22 protein-coding genes and 1 pseudogene are annotated in these 21,255 nt (G+C 39.9%); 20 read left to right on the top strand and 3 right to left on the bottom strand.

What is annotated here, in order from left to right; all coding sequences use genetic code 11:
• Window positions 1-6: 6 nt before the first annotated feature.
• Both ACSU6B_RS04485 and ACSU6B_RS04480 read left to right on the top strand, forming a co-directional pair.
• Entirely contained in the window at window positions 7-1,122 is a 1,116-nt protein-coding gene (locus ACSU6B_RS04485) for a GerAB/ArcD/ProY family transporter (protein ID WP_410883096.1), read from the top strand.
• A 28-nt stretch (window positions 1,123-1,150) separates the two neighbouring features.
• Window positions 1,151-2,257, top strand: a complete 1,107-nt coding sequence (locus ACSU6B_RS04480) for a GerAB/ArcD/ProY family transporter (protein ID WP_410883094.1) — start codon at window positions 1,151-1,153, stop codon at window positions 2,255-2,257.
• A 25-nt stretch (window positions 2,258-2,282) separates the two neighbouring features.
• Here ACSU6B_RS04480 and ACSU6B_RS04475 read toward each other — a convergent pair whose 3' ends face one another.
• From ACSU6B_RS04475 to ACSU6B_RS04465, 3 genes are all read right to left on the bottom strand, one after another.
• Window positions 2,283-3,953, bottom strand: coding sequence for a PAS domain S-box protein (locus ACSU6B_RS04475; protein ID WP_410883092.1), 1,671 nt, complete (start codon window positions 3,951-3,953; stop codon window positions 2,283-2,285).
• A 228-nt stretch (window positions 3,954-4,181) separates the two neighbouring features.
• Window positions 4,182-4,685 carry a GNAT family N-acetyltransferase gene (locus ACSU6B_RS04470; RefSeq protein WP_410883090.1) on the bottom strand — a complete coding sequence of 168 codons (504 nt, stop codon included), beginning with the start codon at window positions 4,683-4,685 and terminating at the stop codon, window positions 4,182-4,184.
• 182 nt (window positions 4,686-4,867) lie between these two features.
• Window positions 4,868-5,023 (bottom strand): YpzG family protein, encoded by a 156-nt coding sequence (locus ACSU6B_RS04465; RefSeq protein WP_088086945.1) that lies wholly within the window; start codon window positions 5,021-5,023, stop codon window positions 4,868-4,870.
• 252 nt (window positions 5,024-5,275) lie between these two features.
• Between ACSU6B_RS04465 and ACSU6B_RS04460 the strand changes: the two genes are divergently transcribed.
• From ACSU6B_RS04460 to ACSU6B_RS04375, 18 genes and pseudogenes are all read left to right on the top strand, one after another.
• Entirely contained in the window at window positions 5,276-5,635 is a 360-nt protein-coding gene (locus tag ACSU6B_RS04460) for a DUF3147 family protein (protein ID WP_410883088.1), read from the top strand.
• Between the two features lie 18 nt (window positions 5,636-5,653).
• Window positions 5,654-6,025: a DUF3147 family protein gene (locus tag ACSU6B_RS04455; protein ID WP_410883086.1), complete on the top strand. Its 372-nt coding sequence runs from the start codon at window positions 5,654-5,656 to the stop codon at window positions 6,023-6,025.
• Window positions 6,026-6,216: 191 nt separating this feature from the next.
• Window positions 6,217-7,395: an acyl-CoA dehydrogenase family protein gene (locus tag ACSU6B_RS04450; protein WP_410883084.1), complete on the top strand. Its 1,179-nt coding sequence runs from the start codon at window positions 6,217-6,219 to the stop codon at window positions 7,393-7,395.
• A 478-nt stretch (window positions 7,396-7,873) separates the two neighbouring features.
• Entirely contained in the window at window positions 7,874-8,638 is a 765-nt protein-coding gene (locus tag ACSU6B_RS04445) for a beta-ketoacyl-ACP reductase (protein WP_410883082.1), read from the top strand.
• Between the two features lie 20 nt (window positions 8,639-8,658).
• The gene (locus tag ACSU6B_RS04440; protein ID WP_215001842.1) at window positions 8,659-9,108 is read left to right on the top strand and encodes a MaoC family dehydratase N-terminal domain-containing protein; all 450 of its coding nucleotides are present in this window, start codon (window positions 8,659-8,661) and stop codon (window positions 9,106-9,108) included.
• Window positions 9,105-9,506, top strand: coding sequence for a MaoC family dehydratase (locus ACSU6B_RS04435; RefSeq protein ID WP_410883079.1), 402 nt, complete (start codon window positions 9,105-9,107; stop codon window positions 9,504-9,506). Before ACSU6B_RS04440 ends, ACSU6B_RS04435 begins: the two co-directional genes overlap by 4 nt.
• A 230-nt stretch (window positions 9,507-9,736) precedes the next feature.
• A complete protein-coding gene (locus ACSU6B_RS04430) occupies window positions 9,737-10,510 on the top strand; it encodes an SDR family oxidoreductase (protein WP_215001846.1) in 774 nt (257 codons plus the stop codon).
• Between the two features lie 286 nt (window positions 10,511-10,796).
• Window positions 10,797-11,162, top strand: a pseudogene (locus tag ACSU6B_RS04425) (beta-ketoacyl synthase N-terminal-like domain-containing protein); the annotation flags it as partial.
• A gap of 5 nt (window positions 11,163-11,167) precedes the next feature.
• A complete protein-coding gene (locus ACSU6B_RS04420; protein WP_410883077.1) occupies window positions 11,168-11,275 on the top strand; it encodes a hypothetical protein in 108 nt (35 codons plus the stop codon).
• 85 nt (window positions 11,276-11,360) lie between these two features.
• Window positions 11,361-12,305 (top strand): MBL fold metallo-hydrolase, encoded by a 945-nt coding sequence (locus tag ACSU6B_RS04415; RefSeq protein ID WP_410883075.1) that lies wholly within the window; start codon window positions 11,361-11,363, stop codon window positions 12,303-12,305.
• A gap of 62 nt (window positions 12,306-12,367) precedes the next feature.
• Window positions 12,368-13,888, top strand: a complete 1,521-nt coding sequence (locus tag ACSU6B_RS04410; RefSeq protein ID WP_410883073.1) for a long-chain-fatty-acid--CoA ligase — start codon at window positions 12,368-12,370, stop codon at window positions 13,886-13,888.
• A 23-nt stretch (window positions 13,889-13,911) separates the two neighbouring features.
• Window positions 13,912-14,805 carry a R2-like ligand-binding oxidase gene (locus ACSU6B_RS04405; RefSeq protein WP_410883071.1) on the top strand — a complete coding sequence of 298 codons (894 nt, stop codon included), beginning with the start codon at window positions 13,912-13,914 and terminating at the stop codon, window positions 14,803-14,805.
• A gap of 25 nt (window positions 14,806-14,830) precedes the next feature.
• Window positions 14,831-16,354, top strand: a complete 1,524-nt coding sequence (locus tag ACSU6B_RS04400; RefSeq protein ID WP_410883069.1) for an aldehyde dehydrogenase family protein — start codon at window positions 14,831-14,833, stop codon at window positions 16,352-16,354.
• A 19-nt stretch (window positions 16,355-16,373) separates the two neighbouring features.
• Window positions 16,374-17,582, top strand: coding sequence for an iron-containing alcohol dehydrogenase (locus tag ACSU6B_RS04395; protein ID WP_410883067.1), 1,209 nt, complete (start codon window positions 16,374-16,376; stop codon window positions 17,580-17,582).
• 153 nt (window positions 17,583-17,735) lie between these two features.
• A complete protein-coding gene (locus tag ACSU6B_RS04390) occupies window positions 17,736-18,605 on the top strand; it encodes a GNAT family N-acetyltransferase (protein ID WP_410883065.1) in 870 nt (289 codons plus the stop codon).
• Window positions 18,606-18,699: 94 nt separating this feature from the next.
• The gene (locus ACSU6B_RS04385; protein WP_215001860.1) at window positions 18,700-19,635 is read left to right on the top strand and encodes a manganese-dependent inorganic pyrophosphatase; all 936 of its coding nucleotides are present in this window, start codon (window positions 18,700-18,702) and stop codon (window positions 19,633-19,635) included.
• Window positions 19,636-19,795: 160 nt separating this feature from the next.
• Complete coding sequence (locus ACSU6B_RS04380; protein ID WP_410883063.1) at window positions 19,796-20,251, top strand: hypothetical protein; 456 nt, start codon at window positions 19,796-19,798, stop codon at window positions 20,249-20,251.
• An 86-nt stretch (window positions 20,252-20,337) separates the two neighbouring features.
• A complete protein-coding gene (locus ACSU6B_RS04375) occupies window positions 20,338-21,216 on the top strand; it encodes a purine/pyrimidine permease (RefSeq protein WP_410883330.1) in 879 nt (292 codons plus the stop codon).
• The last annotated feature ends 39 nt before the right edge of the window (window positions 21,217-21,255 follow it).

Raw genomic sequence — 21,255 nt, 5'->3', positions numbered from 1 at the left:
TCGTACATGGAAAAAGCAAAAATAAGTGGTTTCCAATTGTTCGTGCTGATTGTTTTGTTTGAAATGGGTAGTGCCATTCTTCTTGGTCTCGGATCAGAAGTGAAACAGGACGCCTGGATAGCTATATTGTTCGGTTTAGCTGGGGGAATCATTGTCTTTTTTATTTATTACCGCTTATATATGTACTATCCTGACCTGCCCTTAACTAGTTATCTTCAAAAAATTTTAGGAAAATGGCTTGGACGGTTGATTGGGTTCTTATATATTGTCAATTTTATTTATCTTGCATCAAGGGTATTACGAGATTTTGGAGAGTTATTAACCACAACGATATATAATAGCACTCCACTATTTGTGATCAATACTTTGATGATTCTTACTATTATCTATGGGCTCCATAAAGGGTTTGAAGTAATAGCCCGAATTGGAGAAATTTACTTTGGAGTTGTTTACCTGACAGCGATATTAGGCATGCTGCTAATTACCTTTTCGGGTTTAATTCATTTGAGTAATCTAAAACCGATCTTAGAGAATGGCTTAAAACCTGTTATTAAAACCTCTTTAACTCAAACCATCAACTTTCCTTTTGGAGAAATGGTTGTTTTTACGATGCTGCTCCCGTTCTTAAATGATAAAAAAAAGGCCAAAATAGTCTGTGTGGGTGGGATGATATTAGCGGGAATAAATATTGCCATTACAGCGGTAGTAAATATTTCTGTTTTGGGAGTGGATCTCTTTCGTCGGTCCTCTTTCCCCTTATTAAACACAGTAGGAAGAATCCAAATTGCCGATTTTATCGAGCGTTTAGATGTATTATTTATGCTCTATTTAATCATTGGTGGTTTCTTTAAAATTGCCATTTATTATTATGCTGCAGTGGCCGGAACTGCCGATATCTTTCAATTTAAAGATCAACGCAAGCTTGGGTTTCCAATTGGAATGCTCGTTTTATTTTCATCAATTACGATTGCATCAAATTTTGCAGAATTTATAAAGGAAGGGCTGATTTTTGTACCAATTTATTTGCTATGGCCTTTTCAAATCATCATCCCCTCCATCTTACTAATCATTGCTTTTATTCGTAACAGGAAGAAACAAACAAGCCCGGTTTTAAATAAATAACCCTTTTTAAGGGGGGGATTAATCGTACATGGAAAAGGCGAAAATAAGTGCAACCCAATTGTTCGTCCTAGTCATTTTGTTTGAAATGGGTAGTGCGATTCTAGTTGGGATTGCATCAGATGCGAAACAGGATGCTTGGATAGCCATTTTGCTCGGTTTAACTGGCGGTATCATGATCTTTTTTATTTATTACAAATTATTTTTGTACTATCCTGACCTTCCCTTAACTAGTTATGTTCAAGAAATAACTGGAAAATGGCTTGGACGGTTGATTGGGTTCTTATATATTGTTTATTTTATTTATCTTGCAGCCAGGGTATTGCGAGATTTTGGAGAGTTATTAACAACCACTATTTATAATAGTACACCATTGTTTGTTATCAATACCTTGATGATCATTACTATTATCTATGGAATCCATAAGGGGTTTGAGGTCATAGCCCGAGTTGGAGAAATTTATTTTGGGGTTGTTTACCTGACTGCGATATTAGGAATGCTGTTAATTATCTTTTCTGGGTTAATTCATTTGGGAAATTTAAAACCGATTTTAGAGAATGGGTTGAAACCGGTAATAAAGACATTTTTAACCCAAACCATAAACTTTCCTTTTGGAGAAATGGTCGTCTTTACAATGCTGCTCCCGTTTGTAAATGATAAAAAGAAGGTTAAAATAGTCTGTTTAAGTGGCATGATATTAAGCGGAATAAATATTACCATTACAGTAGTAGTAAATATTTCAGTATTAGGGGTAAATCTCTTTAGTTATTCCACTTTCCCACTATTAACGACAGTTGGGAAAATTCAAATTGCCGATTTTATCGAACGTCTCGATGTCTTGTTTATGCTCTATCTAATCATTGGAGGTTTTTTTAAGATTGCCATCTACTATTATGCTGCAGTGGCTGGTGCCGCTGATATCTTTCAATTAAAAAACCAACGAAAGCTCGGGTTCCCACTTGGAATTATCGTCTTATTTACATCAGTTACGATTGCATCTAATTATTCGGAACATATAAAGGAAGGGCTGGTTATAGTACCTACTTATTTACATTGGCCCTTTCAAATTATCATTCCTTCCATGTTATTAATTATTGCTTTTTTCCGGAATCGGAAGAAAAAGAAAAACCCGTCGTAGTGGACGGGCTAATCACTCATTTGTCTTACACTCCTTCAGGAATCGAGCGCTGGTTGTTTTTAGGGTCTTTTTGCTTGATCGGTAATGAAATTTGAACCGAAGTCCCTTGATTTTTCTGACTATCAAAATGGATATTGCCTTGATGGGATTGAACAATCTTGAAACTAACCGTTAAACCTAACCCAGTCCCTTTTTCTTTAGAAGAGTAGAAAGGTTCGCCAATTTTCTCTAATCTTTCTTTTGAAATTCCGCAGCCATTGTCTTTAATGAAAATTAACACATGACTATTTTCTATTTGCTCTAGAATAATGGAAACCGTTCCGCCATTTTGGCTTGCTTCAATCGAATTTTTAATCAAATTGATAAACAATTGCTTGAGTTGATTTGGTTCGCATTCAATCCATATGTTGTTTTCTGGAAAAAGAGATTCAATTTGAACATTATATAAACTGGCTTCGGTGTTTAATAATGATATGACGTCCATTAATAGCTTCTGAAGATCTGCTTTGGTATATTTTAAAAGCTGAGGCTTTGCCAATAACAAAAGCTCACCAACAATGTCATTGATACGATTTAATTCGTCGAGCATAATTTGATAAAAAAATTGATGCTTCTCATCTTCCATTTGTAAAAGTTGGACAAATCCTTTTAATGACGTCAGCGGATTCCGAATTTCATGGGCAACGCTGGCAGATAATTCTCCAACGATTGATAGCTTTTCTGTCCTGCGAAGACGTTCTTCTGCATCCCTTAAGGTGGTCACATCACTGCCATAGCCAATGATCCCAGTGATATTTCCATTAATTATCATTGGAAGGGAAGTACATTGTAAGATAATCCGATTCCCGTTTGCATGTGGTATATACAGCTCATACATGACCGGTTTTATTTCTTCCACAACAGTGGAAATGAACTTTGGAAGATATCGTTTATAACTTTTCGGTAATAATTGTTTTACATTTTTCCCAATCGCTTCTTCCCGTTTGAAGCCTGTAATGACATCATACTGTGGGTTTAAATTGGTAATAGTTCCGCCTAAATCCATCATATAAACAATATCTGGACTGTATTCAAATAATGACTTATATTGTTGCTGACTCTCTGCTAATTTTAAGGCCATTTCCTTTTTTTCGGTAATATCACGTCCAATGATGACCAAACCTTGTCGACTGCCATCTTCGTGAAATAGTGGTACTTTAATCGTGTCAAATATTTTTACTGATCCATCTGGAACAGGAAGGACTTCCTCTATGCGAGTGATTTCTCGATTAATCCAAGCTTCTTCATCAGAAGTTTCACAAAATCTGAGAGCATCACCGTAAAAGTCTGTATACTCGGCTAATTCCGAATCCTTTTTCCCCCGATAATCCACATTCTCAAGCTGGAACAATTGTAAACCAAATTCATTTGCTTCAATCCATCTGCCTTCACCGTCTTTAAAGTTAACAAAATCAACCATTGAATTGATTAAAGTAGATAGACGTTTCTGATCTTCCTGGGAAACATCTAACTCCTCTTTTTTACTAATGAAGAAATAAATGAACCCTCCAGTCATGGCAACATATAAGATCTCTTTTGACCTTAACACCAACTCAATAAGTGAAGAGGGCACATATTGTTCGATTACATAATTGGACCCATATATCCAAATAATACTTGTAAAAAAGTAGAAGATGATGATCTTTATTTTATTCATGGAAATCTCCAGTTCTCTTAAAGGAATAAAGTTTATTAAAAACAAGGAGTAGTGAGTATTTATTACTCCTTAGTCTATAGTACTAGATAATCCATTATTTTGGAATAATGCAACGCTTGAAATATTAATAACTATAAAAACTTTTACTACATTATTATCTGATTGCCTACATGGAAAAGGCTTATGGAGTGTATTCCATAAGCTATCTGTTCTTCGATTTCAAGATTTTTAGAAGAGTCTTTTTCCAAGGATAACTAAATCACGTTCAATGCCATCCAACTCAGCCACATTCGGAAGCTGTGCCCATTTTTCAAATCCAAAACTTGAGAAAAGTTTAATGCTAGGTTCATTATGACCAAAAATAAAACCTAGTAAGGTTTTGATTTGTAGACTTGGACAGGTATCGATTGCTTTTTGGATTAAATATTTACCAAGTTTCCTGCCTCGAAAGTCGGGATGAATATAGATACTAATTTCTGCCGTCGCATTATAGGCAGGCCTGCCGTAAAAAGATTGGAAACTAACCCATGCACAAATTTCTCCTTGATTTTCTACAACCCATAATGGACGAAAGGTTGATGAATGATCGTTAAACCATTGAACTCTGTTTTCTACTGATATTGGTTCAAGATCGGCTGTAACCATCCTACTTGCTATGGTTGTATTGTATATATCAACAATTACAGGCAAATCACACATATCGGCATCTCTAATCGTAAAGTCATCAAACATGTTATGTACCACTCCCGTTTTTTTTCTTAATAGATTTTATGATATCTTTTGGAACAAACATTATCAATATTGTAATAACAAATTACTTAGAAAAAGAAAAACCTTTTCTCGAAATTGCTGTTCGAGAAAAGGTCATTTCTAATGACAGTAAATGTTTATGCTGCCATTACTCGTTTCTTTGCCTAAACCCAACGGTGGGCCTTGGCATTACTCCTTAAGATGATCGTGTTGTGCGTCACTTGAGTTTGCCCATTCACTTGTGAATTTTGACGTTTTGGACGCGTCGTATGGTAGTGAAAGAGCTCTGAGTGCGGATCTAAATGGTCTTTATAACTCATCTAAAATCACCTCATCAAAGGATTTGAAACGACGATATTCTAATGAATATCACTATTATCTTTTGTAAATTGTCAGGAAATTAGTCATCAAACTTAAATTTAATGAGAAATCTCTTTAAAAACGTTAATAAAACGTTCAAATGCATAGTCATGGAAATGAGTTAAAATGAATACATCGAATGATTGTGATTCAATTCACAAATCAAATTATTTTTAACAGCATGTCAAAACAATAAAAGAGGCGAATTTAAAATGGTTAGTTTATCACTTGGCGGACTGCTTCTTCGATTCCTATTGGGAGGTCTAGCTGTAGTTGCCTGTACTGTCGTAGCAAAGAAGTTAGGGGAGAAAGCTGGGGGAATATTTGCTGCATTTCCTGCTGTTTACCTGGCAGCATTACTCACCATTGGTCTTGATTTTCACGGAGGTCAGCTTATTACCCATTCGATCATGTTATCTAAAGGCGCCATTTTTGGGATGGCAATCAATATTCTTGTCTCCATCCTCGAAGGCTACCTGCTTCCTAAGATAGGTTGGAAAAAGGGAATCCTGCATGCAATGGCTTGCTGGTTTACTGTATCAATTGTTGTTGTATCCATTACATCTCATTAAATGAAAAAGGTGGACAACATGAATAAAAAGGACTTATTTATTCGGTTTTTACTAGGTGGGGCAGCAGTCTCCCTAAGTTATCTTATAACTATTATTTCCCCATGGAAGATTCTTGCCGGTATTTTTGCCGCTTTTCCAGCCGTAATGTTGACAGCCGTTATTATGGTGGGAATTGCCTCGGGGACTAAGAAAGCCACAAATATTGCTAGAGGCTCAGTATATGGAATGATTGGTGGAATCATTTGTGTAATAACAGTTTTAATAACATTGGAAACCAGTGAAAATTGGATTTTTAGTATCATTCTAGGTCTCCTATTTTGGCTTGGAAGTTCACTTACCATTTTCACCTTAAGAGAGCGGGCAGCAAGAAAAGTAATTAGTCATGTATAGTTAACAAAAAATTCTTTGGAGCCATAGCTCGAGAATTTTTTTTATTAGGAAAATATTAACTTGTATTATCTGAAAGTTCGGAATAAAATAAAGTTAACATACCAACCGGTAGGTATGCCTGCTATCGGTTCAGCATATTATAAATTAACGGCATTAAACTTGATGTTAAGAATAAGAATGGAGTGAATGGTATGTATTTACGATTGACTGATGAACAAAAAATGGTCCAAAAAACAATTAGAAGATTCGTAGAAAAAGAACTGATTCCTCTTGAAAACGATGTACTTCGTAATGAACGAGAAGGTAAACCGAGTCTTCCTGCAAGTAAACTAAAAGAGCTGCAACTAAAAGCGAAGGAAGCAGGTTTTTGGGGAATTAACACTCCAGAGGAATATGGTGGTGCAGATCTTGGTCAAATGATGATGGCAATTGTGTTAATGGAAGTGTCAAAAACCTTTGTCCCATTCCAGTTCGGCGGTGGTGCAGATAATATTCTTTACTATGGCAACGAAGAACAAAAGAAAAAATACTTACTTCCAACAATAAATGGTGAGAAAAAGTCCTGCTTTGCAATGACAGAGCCAGGTGCTGGTTCTGATACCAGAAATATCAAAATGACAGCTGTGAAAGACGGCAGTGAATGGGTTCTAAATGGTGAAAAAACGTTCATTACCGGCGGAAACGAAGCGGACTTCGTTATGGCGATAGCGATTACGGATAAGGAACGACATCAATCAACACAAGGCCGCGAAGGGGTTACATGCTTTATTGTCGATCGCGATATGGGCTGGAAATCAGAGTATATACATACAATGGGAGAATGGGGTCCAGCCGGCTTAGTATTCGATAATGTCCGTGTTCCGGAGGAAAATATTCTGGGTGAATTACACAAGGGGTATAATCTCGGTCTCGAGTGGATTGGGTTTGCACGCTGGGTTGTTGGGGCAAGAGCAGTCGGTGCCGCTGAACGCTTGCTGCAAATGGCGATTGATTATGCCAAGGAACGGGTTACATTTGGGAAACCTATTGCTGAAAGACAAGCAATCCAATGGCAAATCGCAGATTCTGTGGTTGAAATTGAAGCAGCAAGATGGCTAGTCTTGAACGCTGCCTTTACTCTAGATCATGGGGAAGATAATCGACACGTAGCATCGATGGCAAAATTATATGGTGCAAATATGGGCAACAACGTCGTTGACCGTGTCCTTCAAATTCACGGCGGGATGGGGTATACAAGAGAATTACCAATTGAGCGCTGGTATCGTGAAGCAAGACTATGGAGAATTTACGACGGCACAGACGAAATCCAACGAATGATTATCGCACGTAACCTAATTAAAGGTCATGTGAAGATTGGTCAATACGTATAATTATTGTCTCTGTTATATTTCGATGTTCAAAATAAAGTCGTGAAGAGACATATTTATTGTATTTGTAAGGTCCAGACGATTGGCAACAGAAATCAGGAAAAACAAAGAAAAGTGTCTCCAATGAGGGTTATTGACAACAGAAATCAGGGAAAAACAAAGAAAAGTGTCTCCAATGAAGGCTATTGGCAACAGAAATCAGGGAAAAACAAAGAAAAGTGGTTCCAATGAGGTTTATTGACAACAGAAATCAGGGAAAAACAAAGAAAAGTGGTTCCAATGAGGGCTATTGGCAACAGAAATCAGGGAAAAACAAAGAAAAGTGGTTCCAATGAGGGCTATTGGCAACAGAAATCAGGGAAAAACAAAGAAAAGTGTCTCCAATGAGGGTTATTGACAACTAAATCAAATGAACTATAACATAGCCACAATTTAAATGTAAGCGCAATCTATAAATTTATTAAACTCAGGAGGAATAGAAATGGCAGGCAGATTTACGGGAAAAGTTGCTTTTGTTACGGGTGGAAGCCGTGGAATAGGCAAAGGGATTGCCGAGCTTTTTGCACAAGAAGGAGCAAAGGTAGCTATAATAGATTTGAACGAAGAGGCGTTAAGTGAAACAACTAGTGAATTAAAAGAAAAAGGTTATGACGTTTATTCAAAGGTTGCAAACGTCGTTGATGCCGAGCAGGTTGAAGATGCAATGAAAGAGGTTTATGAGGCATTTGGCTCCGTAGATATCCTCGTGAACAATGCCGGGGTAATCCGCGATAATCTATTTTTTAAAATGACCGATTCAGATTGGCAGACCGTTATGGATGTGCACTTAAAAGGATCATTCAATGCAGCCCGAGCTGCACAAAAATATATGGTCGAAAATAAATATGGGCGTATCATCAATATTTCTTCGACATCAGCACTTGGAAATCGCGGTCAAGCCAATTATGCGGCGGCAAAGGCCGGCTTGCAGGGCTTTACAAAAACACTCGCAATTGAGTTGGGAAGATATGGGATTACAGCAAACTCAGTGGCGCCAGGATTTATTGAAACGGAGATGACAAAGGAAACCGCTGCCAGAATCGGCATTCCTTTTGAGCAATTAATTCAAGCAAGTGTGGCACATATTCCAGTCGGCAGAAGTGGCAAGCCAGAAGACATTGCCAATACAGTAGCCTTCTTTGCTGATGAAAAATCGTCTTTCGTGAATGGCCAAGTAATTTATGTTGCCGGCGGACCAAAATGTTAATTAGGTGAGGTGAGGATGAATTGTTTAAAGACCAGATAGGCAAACAATCAAACAAGGTTAAAAATGAAGTTGAAAGAGGAGCCGTCAAAAAATTTGCGGAGGCGATTGGTGACCTTCATCCCATTTATTTTGATGAAGAAACTGGAAGAAATTCAAGAAACAAAGCCAACATTGCACCTCCAACCTTTCCAAGAACTTTTGATTATGGTGTCACCGAAGGATTAAATCTTCCCAATAAAGGTCTAATCCACGGGGAACAAACATTTCATTACGAGCGGCCATTAAGGGTTGGCGAAACAATTTACTGTTATTCCAAAGTAAAAAGCTACTTTGAGAAAAAAGGGAGCTTTGGGAAAATGGGATTCCTGGTTGTGGAAAATTACGGTGAGGATCTATCCGGCGCTTTAATTTTTAGCTCATCCTCAACGATTGTCATCTCTGAAGCTGTGAGGAAGGTGTTGGCACAATGAGTACTCTTACTGAATTACAAGTTGGAGAATCGGTCAAAGAAATTCAATTGGAGCCTGTTTCGCGTCTTGACTTAATCAAGTATGCGGGTGCTTCAGGAGACTTTAACCCAATACACACGATTGATGATGAGGCGAAAAAAGCAGGATTACCAGGAATAATTGCCCATGGAATGTGGACAATGGGGAACCTTGCAAAGCTTTTTACTACTTATTATGACGAAGGCTTCATACAGGATTACTCGATCCGTTTTAAAGGAATGGTATTTTTAAATGATGTGATTACACTGAAAGCGACACTGAAAGAAAAGCAGGAACAAAATCTGCGCTTTACGGTCCAAGCAGTCAATCAACAAGGAAATGAAGTATTAAAAGGTGAGGTAGTCTATCACCGATATTGATTACATGAAGTATATTTAGACCCGGCACCAAGAAGAAAAAAACCTTCTTGCTGCTGGGTTTATTGTTATCAAGTCGGATGTGAATATTATGAAAATTTTGATATTATAAGAAATATCTACATACCAACTGGTTAGTATTTAGTGACTGTCTATAAAGGGAAGTGCAGGAAGCTTTTTACCGGTTTCGGTGGTAACGGGTTCAATGATGCTATTAATAGGGGGAAAGATCAATGAATGTGAAAGAGTTGTTTGATTTAACGGGAAAAGTAGCTATTGTAACAGGCGGCGGCAGGGGACTTGGCCAGCAAATCGCTGAAGGCTTTGCGGAAGCAGGTGCAAATGTAGTGGTTTGTTCAAGAAAATTGGAAGCCTGTGAGGAAGTAAGCGAAGGCATAAAAAGACTGGGTGTGGAGAGTTTTGCCTTAAAATGTGATGTCACCAGCCCCGAAGATATCAAGAATGTCGTCAAGCGGACGATTGAACGATTTGGGAGAATCGATATTCTCGTAAATAATAGCGGTGCCACTTGGGGAGCACCAGTCGAGGAAATGCCGCTCGAAGCTTGGAAAAAGGTCATGGATGTAAATGTTACTGGTACCTTCTTAATGTCACAGGCGGTTGGAAAAGTGATGCTCGAACAAAAATCAGGAAAAATAATTAACATTGCATCAGTGGCTGGTTTAAAGGGCAGTAATCCAAAGTATATGAATGCAATTGGCTACAACTCTAGTAAAGGGGCTGTGATTACTTTTACTAAAGATTTAGCTGTTAAGTGGGGACCTAGTGGCATATATGTAAATGCGATTGCCCCAGGTTTTTTCCCGACGAAAATGTCAAAAGGGCTGCTTGATCAAGGGGGAGAAGCCATTCTGGAAGGGACACCATTAAGGAAATTTGGTACCGATAATGATCTTAAAGGCGTTGCCTTATTCCTAGCTGCACCAGCTTCGGACTTTGTGACGGGAGATATCGTGGTTGTCGATGGAGGGGCGCATGCGATGTAAATATTATCACCAAAATGAGATTCGCTGATTGAATTAGCAGATTCGCCCATAAAACCGTGGGATTCGCCCATAAAACTAAGAAATTAGCCCATAGAATTGTAGGATTCGCCCATAGAACTGAGGAATTCGCTGATAAAACCAGAAATTTTCCTGATAGAATCCTATTTTTCAAAAAGGATGAATCCTAACAGGGTTATTTAGATAGAAAGAACAGTAAAATATCCTAAAATTACTTGAAATTCAATTAAAAAGTTCAACATTCAATATTCCAAGGGTTGAATGCGTAATGAAAAGAGATGCGGTCATCGTTTCAGCCGTCAGAACTGAGATTGGCAGACAAGGAAGTGCTCTTGCAGGTGTTCCTGCCCACGTATTGGGGGCAGAAGTTATTAAAGAAGTAGTTAATCGCGCCAAAATTAATCCGGAAATCATAGACGATGTTATTTTTAGAAATGTCTTGTCCGGCGGTGGAAATATCGCTAGATTAACAGCCTTACAGACGGGGTTATCGCTAGATTTGCCAGGAATAACAGTAGACCGTCAGTGCGGGTCAGGACTGAATGCTGTCAATCTTGCTGCCCAAGCAATACGTGCCGGGGATGGGGATGTCTATATTGCTGGCGGGACAGAAAGCATGAGCAGGGCCCCTTATTTCGGATGGATCTTGAAAAAGTAAATAAAAACGGTGGTGCTATTGCCCACGGACATCCACTCGGGGCAACAGGTGCCATCCTCGTCACAAAAGCAATCTATGAATTAAAATGATAAATATAGTTTTGATAGTGCTTAGGTCGTTCCTCCTGTCAAAAAGTGATAGTTAAATAATGTTTTAGTAGGGAGGGGTATTAAATTGTATAGAATTGTACCGCTTGAATTAGAAACCCATTTTGCTGAGGGTACGGTCAATGCCTTTTTGGCGATTGGTGATTCAGTTACGTTAATCGACACGGGTAACCCAGGTAAAGCGTCCTTTCAACAACTCAAAAGTAAACTACATAAGCATGACGTTACATTGAAGGATATTGATCAGATTGTCCTTACTCACATCCATATCGACCATGCGGGTGCAATTCCTTACATTTTGGAAGAAATAGATGTGCCAATCTATGTCCATGAACAGGCGAGAGGTTCGATTAATGTTGGTGTGGAAGAGTATCGGCGAGTGCAGGCTTTTTTTCACAAGTTTTTAACGAACTGTGGTGCCGATCCATTCATTCACATCATCGAACGGCCATTTAACGAGGAAAAGTGGCGGAATATTACCTATCTAAATGAAGGTGATGTTATTCCTTTAGGTGGAAAGAGGTATGAGGTAATTCATGTTCCCGGCCACAGCCAATCTGATATTTTACTATGGAACCAAGAAACAGGCGATACCTTTGCCGGCGACCATTTATTAAAGTCTTTTTCCGTGAATGCCTTTATCGAGCCACCTAATCCAGGCGAGGTCAATCGTCCGAGGCCGTTAATGCAATACCGAGACTCACTTGAAAAAGTAAGCCGACTGCAGTTGGAAATGATTTACCCAGGTCACGGCGAGGCATTTAGTGATCATTTATCCTTGATCAAAACAAGATTACTAGAACAGGAAAAGCGCTGTGAACAGATTTTAGCGATTCTTTCAACAGGCGGAAAATCCATCTATGAAATCTGCAGGCAAATGTATCCACGATTGCAGGGGAATACCGTGTTCTTAGGATTATCACAAATTCAAGGCCATTTGGATTTACTTGAAGAAAGACAGCAGGTTAGTTATGAGCAAAAAGGTTCAGTTGTTATTTATCGTTCGACCTAGTAATAGTGGTAGTCCTATACCTTCGGGTGTTTTATAAGATTTTTAAAAAGGGAGCGGATGTTGTGAAGTTGAAAGACCTGCTGGAAACAAATATCGCCGAGTATGGTGAGTATCCTTTTTTATTTTACAAAGAAAAGACGTTCACTAATATTGAAACGAAGCAATTCTCGGACCAATTTGCATGTGGTTTGCGAAATCTTGGAATTGCTAAGGGTGACAGAGTAATAGTTTGTATGCCCAATTGTCCTGAGGTCCTCTTTGCCTATCAGGGAATTACCAGAGCAGGAGCAACGATTGTCCCGGTTATGTTTACTTTGCATCCAAAGGAGCTTCACTACATAGCACGAAATTCTGGCGCAAAAGCAGTAATTACCTCCTCCGCAGTAAGGAATAATGTTGAAAGTTCATTTGAAGGATTACCGGCTAAACCACAGTTAATTGTTGTTGATCTGCCATCAGACGAACGTACGAAAAACTTTTATGAAGTGTTTGTCCCCGCCGAAAATCAACTTGTCGATGGTGTGAACTCAGATGATACAGCAGTCATTCTATATACCTCAGGTACGACTGGAAATCCAAAAGGGGTGCTATTAACCCATAAAAACTTATATTCTAATGCCGAGAATTCAGCAAAACATAATGAAACAGAGCGGGGCACAACACTTGGAGTCCTGCCGCTTGCTCATGTATATGGCTTAACGATTTCGAATATTTGCTTTCTAACAGGCAGCTCTATCGTTATTTTTTCAAGCTTTGATACACAGGAGGTATTTAAAGCGATTGAAAGACATCAGGTAAAGACGTTCTCGGCTGTTCCCGCGATGATTCATGCCTTAGTATCTTCTCCACATGCCGACCAATATAACATCACCAGTCTTGAATCAGTCGGATCAGGTTCTGCACCGCTGCCAGTTGCCTTATTGCACGCTTTTGAACAAAAATTTGGCGCAAAAGTGTATGAGGGCTATGGGTTATCAGAGGCTGCTCCGGTTGTTACTGCTCATCGCAAAGGAATCGAAATAAAACCTGGCTCTGTTGGGATCCCGATTCCTGGGGTAGTGTTGAAAATCGTCGATGAAAATGGCGAGGAAGTTCCTGTTGGTGAAGTGGGTGAATTAATCGTTCGCGGTTATAATGTCACGCCTGGCTACTATCTAAATGCAGAAGAAACCAACCGTGTCTTAAAAGATTCGTGGTTATTTACCGGGGATATGGCCCGGATGGATGATGAGGGCTATGTCTATATCGTTGACCGAAAGAAGGATTTAATTATTCGCGGCGGATTTAATGTGTATCCTCGTGATGTCGAAGAAATATTAAATGCTCATGAACAAGTTTTTGAGGCAGCGGTTGTTGGTATTCCCGATGAACGAATGGGCGAAGAAATGGTTGCCTGTGTCGTGAAAAAACCCGGTGCAAAAGTAACGGAAGAGGATTTAATTCACTATTGCCAGGACCATTTAGCAAAAAACAAAACACCACGCAGAATCGTTTTCCTAGAGGCACTGCCAAGAAATGGTGTTGGGAAAATATTAAAGACGCATCTCCGCAAGCAGGCATCAGAAATTGTAATCAAACCGTAAAAGAAAAAAGGAGGAGAACGTATATGGAAAAAAGAACCATATTAACAACTAGCTGTCGAGGTTTGCTTGAAGATTCTTTCCCGTACCGCTTATTCCAAAAAGCAAAACGGTTAGGAACCTGGAACCCAGCTGATATTGATTTCAGTCAGGACCAAAAGGACTGGAAAACACTAAATGCGGAACAACAGGAAGATATCTTGCGGCTTATTTCTCAATTTCAAGCTGGCGAGGAAGCGGTTACATTAGATCTTCTTCCACTGATCATGGCGATTGCGAAAGAAGGGCGCCTTGAGGAAGAAATGTTTTTGACGACCTTTTTATACGAGGAAGCGAAACATACAGAATTTTTCCGTCTAGTTTTGAATGCAATCGGGGAGCGAGGGGACTTATCTCACTTTCATACCGAAACCTATCAGAAGATTTTCTATGAGATTCTCCCAACAACAATGGAACGGCTGATTTCCGACCAATCCCCAGAAGCGATCGCCGAGGCATCGGTAGTGTACAACATGTTTGTTGAAGGAGTATTAGCAGAAACCGGTTATTATTCTTTCTATCAAACATTAGAAACCGCGGGTATCATGCCAGGATTGCTTGAAGGTGTTGGTAATTTAAAAAAGGATGAGTCCAGGCATATCGGCTATGGGACTTTCCTTTTGCAACGGTTAATTTGTGAACATCCATATCTCTTTGATTTTGTGGCAGCCAAGATGGGCGAGCTGACCCCATTAGCGATTAGGCTAAATCAAGAAGGCATCGCAGGAAGGGAGGTAAGTGCATTCGGCGGGAATCCTGCAGATATCATGAACTTTACCTTAAAACAACTCTCAGTCCGAATGGAAATCTTAGCGCGTGCACAAGGCAAAAAAATCGAAGAGATTTATAGATACACAGATAGTGACTTAGGAGTGCTATAAATGATTTTAGAAAAGGAGGATTTTCATGACAGTAAAGGTTGAAGTTCAAACATTTCCCCACTTTATTAACGGAAAGTGGGAGCCAGCTTCCAGTCAAGAAACGTTTGATGTATTGAACCCGGCAAATGGTGAACTTGTAGCTAGAGCAGCAAAAGGAACTACGGAAGATGTTGACCGTGCTGTAAATGCGGCCCGTGAGGCATTTGATCAGGGTGACTGGAAAGACATGAAGCCAAAAGACCGAGCCAAGGTGTTATATGCGATTTCCTATCAAATTGCCGAACATGCCGAGGAGCTAGCATACTTAGAAGCGATTAGCTCAGGTGGAACGGTACGCCGAATTGGCAATAGTGATATTTTGCAAATGGTTGACTTGTTCCAAACATTGGCCAATTTTACGGTTGAGTATCCATTCTCGGAAACACTGCCAGTGCCGCCATTCCCAGGACCAGCACATAATTTTATTTGGCGTGAACCAATCGGTGTATGTGCAGCGATTACTCCTTGGAACTTGCCAATGGTGATTGCTACCTGGAAGATTGCTCCGGCACTGGCGATGGGGAATACAATTGTGATCAAGCCAGCCAGCTACACGCCGCTGTCCACTTTGAAGTTAGCAGAAATTATTTCAACCGTGGTCCCTCCAGGTGTAATTAACGTTGTCTCAGGTTCTGGTGCGGAAGTGGGCGAAGCTTTAGTTAACCACCCCAAGGTCGATAAAGTGGCATTCACTGGTTCGACTGAGGTTGGCAGACGAATTATGGGAATTGCTGCTGGGACGATTAAGAAAACCACACTAGAACTAGGTGGAAAATCACCTAATATCCTTTTAGAGGATGCCGATCTTAGTATTGCTCTGCCTGGAAGTCTATTTGGAGTATTTCTCCATTCCGGTCAGCTTTGTGAATCAGGGACGCGTTTATTTGTACCAGATAAGCTGTATGACCAAGTGGTTACAGGTTTAGTTGCTCTCACAAGTAAATTAAAGCTTGGGAATCCACTTGACCCGACCACCGATCTTGGTCCAGTAATCTCGAAAAAGCAAAAGGAAACCATCCTTTCCTATATTGAAGCAGGTAAACAAGAAGGTGCGACCCTTGTCTGTGGTGGCAAGGAAGTTAAGGTTGATGGCTGTGAGGAAGGACATTTCATCGAACCAACGATTTTTACAAATGTCACCAATGATATGAAAATTGCCCAGGAAGAAATTTTCGGCCCAGTCCTCTGTGTGATTCGTTATTCTGATCTGGACGATGCGATTCGAATGGCCAATGATACGATTTATGGCTTAGCTGCAGGAGTTTGGACACGTGATGTCAATAAAGCCTACGCGGTGGCTAGAAAACTGCAGGCGGGCGTGGTCTGGATTAATGACTGGCATATGCTCAGAAGTGATGCCCCGTTTGGCGGGTACAAACAAAGCGGAATTGGCAGAGAAATGGGACAGCAATCACTCGATGCCTATACCCAGGTAAAGCATGTCCACACATCGATGTCGCCTGAACTAGATCGACGCAATTGGTATGGAATTCTGTTTGGCCAAAACTAATGAAGAGGTGAGGATGAAAATGAAAACAACCTTATCACAGTTTATGTTACGTACGGGTATATACAGCGGTTCAAACTCAAGGGCGATGGTCCCGAGTCTTTTTGCTGGTCTGGGTGCCAAACGGGTGCTCCTTTTAAGTGATCGAGGACTAGAAGCAGCAGGAATTGTTGAAAAAGTGGCCGATATTTTTTCGCTGACAGGTCATGGCTCTTGCCCAGAACTTGTCGGTCAATTTCTTGATATCAAACAGGATGCCGAAAGCAGCTGCATCAATGAAGCTGTCCGCTATGCAAGAGAAATAGGTGCAGATTCCTTACTTGCCGTTGGCGGGGGCAGTGTTCTGGATACCGTAAAAGGGGTTAAGTATGCGCTCCACAAAGGATTGACAGATATAAAAGAGGCGATCCCTGGCGGTTTGTTGTACGAGTCATTCCCAAAAGCAAATTACATACCGATTCCCCATATTGCCATTCCGACTACCGCGGGAACCGGTTCAGAGGTATCACCGATTGCCGTTATTTTTAATGAAGAAATTCAAATGAAGACGAATATCATCAATCCGTTTATTAATGCCGATATGGCGATCTTGGATCCAGATTTAACCGTCGGACTGCCACCAGTCATTACGGCATTTACTGGATTTGATGCCTTAACGCATGCCATCGAGGCGCTCGCATCACCAACCGCAACAGGTCTAACCGATGCCTATGCTCTGCATGCAATTCGCCTTATTGAAAAAAATCTACCAGTTGCCGTTGTTGATGGTTCGAACCTTGATGCCCGCATGGATTTATTGCAAGCTAGCTTAATGGGGATCACAGCTTTCAGTTTCGCCTTAAATGCGATACCTATTCACAATATGGCTCACGCGTACGGGGCCTTGTTCCGAATTCCACATGGCTTAGCAAATGCAGTCTTTTTGCCGGTGGTCATGGAATTGGTACCTGATTTATATCTGCCAAAGGCTGCTGAATTGGCACAAGCCTTGAACGTGGATGTAAAGGGTGATACCCCGCAAACGGCATTAGCAAAAGTGATTGGGAAAATTAAATTGCTTCAATATAAGGTAGGATTACCGGCTGATTTCAAGCAATTCAACATTGGCGAAGAGGCACTCCAGATGGCGATTCCAGCGGTCATGAAGGACCCAGCTGCATTAAGCTTCCCAATGCCAAAAGAATTAATTGCGACAATTGGGCAAAAGGTTGTTCCCTTGCCGGTGAAATAGATTTTTAATGTGACCCAGCCAGCGCGAAGACAAGCTGGCTGGGTTTAATAAAATGCTGAATTTAGTTATACATACCAAAGGAAGAACCTAGTCGCCAGTAAAAAGAGGCCATCCGCCAGTAAAAGAAGCCATCCGCCAGAAAGGGTTGAAAATATGAAAATTACATTTAAAAGATTAACAGAATGCACCATACAAGATACGATAACGGCTTGGAATCAGGGGTTTGAAGGTTATTTTGTGCAAATGGAAATGACAGCCGAATTGTTTTTTAACCGATTGGTTAATGAAGGATTATCTTTGAAGCACTCTTTAGTTGCTTTTGATGGAGAAGACCCTGTAGCGATTGTATTAAATGGATTTCGTGTAATTGACGGAAAAAAAACTGCATGGAATGGCGGGACAGGAATCGCCCCCAAATACCGTGGAAGGGGTGTTTCAAATCTTTTAATGGAGGCAGCCATAAAAGTTTACTCCGAAGAAGAGGTCGAGATTGCCACACTTGAAGCCATTAAGGAAAATGAAAGGGCCATTCGATTATATAAAAGTCATGGCTATGAAATAATTAATTCACTTGTTTATCTAAATGGGACCATAGCGTTTGATCACACTCCCATTGCCTTTAAATCTATCCGGCCCGAGCAACTGCCAACTTTCCATTTTTATAATGAAAAGGTTCCATGGCAATGTCAGTGGCAGAGTGTTAAGTCGGGTGAAACACAGATCTATTTCGACAGTAATCAAAAGCCATTAGGATATTCATTATATAAGAGAGTGTGGAACCAGGACGGGCAACTGGAAAAAGTAATTTTATATCAGCTTGAACTATTCAATGACATTAAAATGGAAACGATAAAGTCTATTTTCACTTCCATATCTGGAGAACATCAAAAGCCCGTCAACTTCATGACAATTAATTCCATATTATCAAATCCTGTTATCCCATTCTTACTAGATTTAGGCTTTGAGAAAAAAACGGAGCAAGTCCAAATGATAAAAAAAATGGAATTAAAAAAATTTTTTTGAATCCTAATTCATAATATTATATAATTTTCGTTAGGGCCATTCTCAGGTAGATTGGGCTTGACCTACATAAATTCATCGGATTAGGAGAAATAAAATGGAAAAAGTACTTATTTTCGGTCATAAAAATCCTGACACAGATACGATTTGTTCTGCAATTGCCTATGCAGACTTAAAAAAACAATTGGGTATGGATGTTGAACCAGTGCGCTTAGGACAAGTAAATGGAGAAACACAATATGCACTAAACCAGTTTAATGCAGAGGCTCCACGCCTTGTTGAAGCAGTTTCAAGTGAAGTAAACGCGGTCATTCTAGTTGATCACAATGAGCGCCAGCAAAGTGCAAATGATATCGCTGAAGTTCGTGTATTAGAAGTAATCGATCACCACCGGATTGCTAACTTTGAAACAAGTGATCCGTTATATTACCGCTGCGAGCCTGTTGGGTGTACAGCAACAATCTTAAATAAAATGTACAAAGAGAACAATAAAGAAATAAGCAAAGAAATTGCCGGATTAATGCTTTCTGCGATTATTTCTGATTCATTATTATTTAAGTCCCCAACTTGTACGCCAGAAGACGTGGCAGCAGCACGTGAGTTAGCTGAAATTGCTGGTGTCGATGCAGATGCATATGGACTTGAAATGTTGAAAGCTGGAGCAGATGTTCGCGACAAATCAATTAACGAACTGCTAAGCCTAGATGCTAAAGGATTTGAAATGGGCTCAAGTAAAGTAGAAATTGCTCAAGTCAATGTGGTTGATACAGCAGATGTGCTTGCTCGTCAAGAAGAATTAGAAGCGGCGATCTCTACGATTATCGAAGAAAAGAACTTAGATTTATTCCTGTTTGTGGTAACTGATATCTTAACAAACGATTCAGTTGGTTTAGCTTTAGGAAGCAAAACTGCTGCAGTAGAAAAAGCTTATAATGTTACCCTTTCAAATAACACAGCTACCCTTAAGGGTGTTGTATCACGGAAAAAGCAAATCGTACCTGTGTTGACTGATATTTTTACTAAAGGGTTATAAGATAGACCGTCCATGGACATTTTCATGGACGGTTTTTTCTATCCCTATAAATACTCAAAATTAATTCCTTCTTTCCATCAACTGACTTTTGTTGTAATCTATTAAATATTTAGAAAATCGAAATTCTCAAATATTTAAATTGAGAGGAAGGAATATACGGATGCTGTTTTTGTCACTGATCAGTTCTTTTTTTAATGCATTGAATGCACTCTATGCATGGTCGGTGTTTTTAAATTTGAAGGGTCGGAACCCGCTGACTCCATTTCTTGAATTAAAAAAACCTGGGAATTTATTGGGGATCGCATCAGCAGTTGTGTTTGGAGTTAGTATGGTGCCTTCGCAGCAGTTACTTGTTCATGGATGGGTAAATCCAGTGACACTTTACTTCTATCGAGCCTGCGGTATTGCCCTAATTACCTATCTAGTTTACCGTCCAAATGTGTGGTTTCCGAGCCTGCATAAACATCTAAGTTTACGCGGAATTACGGTCATCATCCAATGGATTTGGTTAAAAGTGACCTCTCCATGCTCCATTACTAGCTTTATCCTGTCTAAATGCTACAAAGAATGTCGAGAGCTGTCTCAACAATTACTCTTTAAAACGCCGCTAAGCTAACTGCTTGTGTGATTACAATCTTAGGTATTATTATTACAGTCGTATAAAGGGAACAATGAACAAAGGAGGGATGAACAGTGAAACGAATGCACTCGACCACCATGTTCTTGGCTGGTCTGCAATGGTTATTTTTCATGTTTGCAAATACTGTGGTCATCCCGTTAACTATCGGGGATGCCTTTGACTTATCATCTGTTGAAGTGGCTGGTGCACTGCAAAGATCATTTATCTATACAGGGACAGCCTGTATCCTGCAAGCTGTTTTTGGGCATAAGTATCCACTTATGGAAGGACAATCTGGCTTGTGGTGGGGTGCCATTCTAAGTCTTTGTGCTTCAGCTTCTTCAGCGGGAATCAGTTTGACTGAAATAGGGGGTGGTCTTGCGCTTGGTATTATTATTTCAGGCGCTTTAGTTATCATTCTCGGAGCTCTAGGAATGGGACAGGTGTTAGAGCGGTTATTTACACCCGTAGTTATGAGTACCGTGCTTTTTCTGCTCGCGAGCCAGCTTATTGTCATTTTTACAAAAGGGATGCTCGGATTGGGAACAGCAACTCAGATTGAAATACCAACAGCAGGATTATCGGTCCTGTTAATTATACTCGTTTTATGGATTAATCTTAAGGGGCCTGGTGTGATTCGGAATTTTTCCATCTTAATTGGGATTGTAACTGGGTGGGTGGTTTACGCACTATTTTTTCCATCAACCCCAACTAATCCGAGTACATCAACGGAACTTTTTCAGTTATTTCCTTGGGGGAAACCTAGTTTTAGCTTTGGTCTAATTCTGATGGCAGTCATCACTGGTTTGGTTAATACAACGAATACTATGGCTTCCATAAAAGGGATTGAGCCAATCATAAAGACGAAAACCACAAATAATCAATACCGCCGCTCATTTGTTTTCATCCAAGATCATCATATAACAAAACATTGTGTCCGGTGGTTTCGTTCAAATAAGTGATAATCGAATCGAGCCCTTCACTGTGTAAAACAAGGGCAG

This window comes from Neobacillus sp. C211 (assembly GCF_051842875.1).
In the GTDB taxonomy this organism is placed as follows: domain Bacteria; phylum Bacillota; class Bacilli; order Bacillales; family Cytobacillaceae; genus Neobacillus.
The sequence above is the reverse complement of the archived record's forward strand: the minus strand, read 5'-3'. Positions and strand labels throughout refer to the sequence as shown.